The organism is Arenimonas sp. (assembly GCF_035721105.1).
GTDB lineage: Bacteria > Pseudomonadota > Gammaproteobacteria > Xanthomonadales > Xanthomonadaceae > Arenimonas.
On record NZ_DASTNG010000004.1, the window covers coordinates 1 to 3,022 of the forward strand.

General features: G+C 75.0%; 4 protein-coding genes. All 4 read right to left on the reverse strand.

The window, feature by feature from the left end; translation table 11 throughout:
- Positions 1–1,362 (reverse strand): trypsin-like peptidase domain-containing protein (locus VFQ84_RS00170; protein ID WP_325127955.1); only part of this gene is annotated, 1,362 nt, incomplete at its 3' end.
- Entirely contained in the window at positions 1,359–1,808 is a 450-nt protein-coding gene (locus VFQ84_RS00175) for a SoxR reducing system RseC family protein (RefSeq protein ID WP_325127957.1), read from the reverse strand. The genes VFQ84_RS00170 and VFQ84_RS00175, both read right to left, overlap by 4 nt.
- On the reverse strand, positions 1,801–2,724 hold the full coding sequence (locus VFQ84_RS00180; protein ID WP_325127959.1) for a MucB/RseB C-terminal domain-containing protein: 924 nt from the start codon (positions 2,722–2,724) through the stop codon (positions 1,801–1,803). Before VFQ84_RS00180 ends, VFQ84_RS00175 begins: the two co-directional genes overlap by 8 nt.
- Positions 2,721–3,022, reverse strand: a 302-nt coding sequence (locus tag VFQ84_RS00185; RefSeq protein WP_325127961.1) for a hypothetical protein, incomplete at its 5' end; no start/stop codon positions are given. The genes VFQ84_RS00180 and VFQ84_RS00185, both read right to left, overlap by 4 nt.

The window sequence follows — 3,022 nt, forward strand, 5'->3', positions numbered from 1 at the left end:
CACCTGCAGGATCACGTCGCCCGGGGCCAGGCCGGCCTGGCGGGCCGCCAGCCCGGCCACGCGGCCGACCAGCACGCCCTCGCCCGCCTTGAGTCCCAGGGCGTCGCGGGCGGAAGCATCCAGTGCCTCCACCACGACGCCCAGCGCATTGCCCGCCGCCGGCGCCGGGGACGCCCCCGGGCCAGCCGGGGCCTGCGCGGTGGCTGCCAGGTCGAGCGCGGACAGCGTCACCACCAGGTCCAGCGGCTTGCCGTCGCGCCGGAGGCTGACGCTGGCGCGGCTGCCCGGGGGCAAGGCGCCGACCATCGGCGGCAGCTCGGCCGAGCGGCCGACCGCGCGGCCGTTGAAGGCCGTGATCACGTCACCCGGGCGGATGCCGGCCTTGGCCGCGGCGCTGCCGTTCTCGACCGAGTCGACAAAGGCACCGACCGGGCGATCCAGGCCCAGCTCGGCCAGGCGCTCGCGGTCGACGTCCTGGATGCGCACGCCCAGCTGCCCGCGCACGACCTTGCCCGTCTCGCGCAGCTGGCGCACCGCGTTCATGGCCACCTCGATCGGGATCGCGAAGCTGACGCCCATGTAGCCGCCCGAGTTGGAGAAGATCTGGGAGTTGATGCCCACCACCTCGCCGCCCGTGTTGAGCAGCGGACCGCCGGAATTGCCGCGGTTGATCGCGACGTCGGTCTGGATGAAGGGCACGTACTGCTGGCTGGGATCGAGCGAGCGGCGGCCAACGCCGCTGACCACGCCGGCGGTGACCGAGTGCTCGAAGCCGAACGGCGAACCGATCGCCAGCACCCACTGGCCGGCCTTGAGGCCGCGCGAGTCACCGATGCGCAGCACCGGCAGGCCGCGGCCCTCGACCTTCAGCAGCGCCACGTCGGACAGCGGATCGCTGCCGATCAGTTCGGCCTTGAGTTCGCTGCGGTCGTTGAGGCGCACGACGATGTCGGTGGCGCCGTCGATGACGTGGTGGTTGGTGAGCACGTAGCCGTCGGCCGAGATGATGAAGCCCGAGCCCTGCGACACGCCGCTGCGCGGCGCCGGTCCGGGGCCACCGGGCATGCCGGGCTGGCCGAAGAAGCGACGGAAGAACTCGGGCATGTCCTCGGGCATCGGCGGCCCGGCCGGGTTGTCCGGTCCGGCGGCCTCGGCGTCGGCATCGCGCGGGGCACCGCCGAGGGTGGCTTCGATGTTGACCACGGCCGGCGTGGTGCGCTCGACCAGGCGGGTGAAGTCCGGCAGCTGCACCAGCGGCGCGGCTTCGGCGGCAGCGGCCTCCTGCGCCCGGGCAACCGGGGCGAGGGTCGCGACGGGAAGCATCAGGGCGACGGCAAGGACGTGGCGGAACGACAGGCTCATGGGCATTCACTCTCGCGTTGTGGGGGAGTTGCGCCGGCGGCAGGCAACAGCCGCGGCGCGGGCAAGTGGCGCTTTGAGGCAAGCACGGCCAGGAAAGTTCCCGACAGCAGGCCAAGGAGGGTCAGCGCGTCGCGCGCCGCAGGCCATGGCGCACCCACCGCGTAGCCGGCCAGCGCACCCAGCAGCAGGCCCAGCAGCGCGCGGCCATAGCCCTGCCAGGCGGCGCGCCGCAGCGCGTCGTCGTCCAGCGCGAGGCGATAGCGCTCGCCCGGCCGGACCGCGAGCTCGTCGGAGGCATCGAAGGTGAATTCGCCCGCGGCCGAGGTCGCGAACAGGCTGCAGCGGCCGGCGCAGCCGCCCTGGCAGCCCGCGCACTGGTCGCCCAGCAGGCGCAGCTGCAGCTGCCGGCCGCGCGACGAGACCACTTCGACCTCGCGCTCAGCCATCGGCGTCGACCGCGCGCACCGTGCGGGCCAGCTGCGCCACGGTCGCGGCCGGGACCTTGCCGATCGCCAGCACGTGCCAGCCGTCGACGCGGAAGCCGTGGGCATGGACGGCGCCGCGGCGCGTGCTGCTGGCGCCGCGCAGGCGCGGGTCGGCGCGTTCGACATAGACCGACACGCTGGCCAGGCCGTCGCTGTAGAGCAGCTGCAGGCCCGCATCGTCGCGGCGCGCCGAACGCAGCGCGAAGCCCGGCGGCGGCACCGGCACGTGCCAGTCGGGCGTCACCGTCCGGCCGGCGACCTGCGGCGCCAGCGGCACCAGGCCCTCGGCCGAGGACGGGGCCAGGTCGGCATCGCTGGGGCGCTGGTCGAGGGAGAGTTCAGTGAATGCGACCTGCTCGACCGCCTCGCCCGCCGCATCGACCAGGTCCACGCGCAGCGGCAGGCCGGTGTCGCGCTCGAGCCACAGGCGATAGCCATAGCGCCAGGCGTCCGCGGCGACGATGTCGATGCGCTGGGCGGCGTGGCCGGCGACGCGGTCGCTGCCGGCCAGGTGCACCCGGTAGCCCGGCAGGTCGCCGGCGTCGGACAGGGCCAGGGCCGGGCTCCAGCGCCCGGGCATGCCCACGTCGAAGGCCAGCGGGCCGTCGCCGCCGAGGCACATGACCTTGCTGCCGTCGCGGATCACCTCGCGGCGCGGACCGGCCAGCGTGACCAGCCGCTCGCGTTCGCGGTCACCGTCGCGGCGATGGAAGACGCGCACGGTTTCCATCCGGCCGCCGGCGACGTAGACCAGGGTGCCCTGGTAATCGAGGCCGCGCAGGGCCGGGCCGATCCGCGCCAGCCAGTCGGTGGCGCCCACCGCCGCCTGCAGCGGTGCAGCGAGCGCCAGCAACAGCGCCAGCCAGACGGCCCTCACTCGCGGCCTGCTTCCGGCGGCGGGGCATCGGCGCCCGCATCCTGGGTCACCACGTCGACGTAGGGCATGAACCCGCCCACGCCGCCGCCGGCGGCCATGGCGTTATGGCGCACCAGGTAGTCCTGCAGCGAACGGTCGCCAGCCACCACCGGCGAACGCGGCCAGGGCTTGCCGCCGTCCTGGCGGACCAGCGGGAAATCGCGCACCGAGGGCAGCGGCGAGCTGGGCGCCGGCGGCGCCGGCGCCAGCGCGGCCGGCAGCGGCGCGGCCGAGCCCGCCAGCGCCGGGGCCGGCGGCA

What these genes read in the sequence shown, in the direction of transcription:
- VFQ84_RS00175 (WP_325127957.1), bottom strand. Translation starts at nt 1,808, where the DNA reads ATGGCTGAGCGCGAGGTCGAAGTGGTCTCGTCGCGCGGCCGGCAGCTG.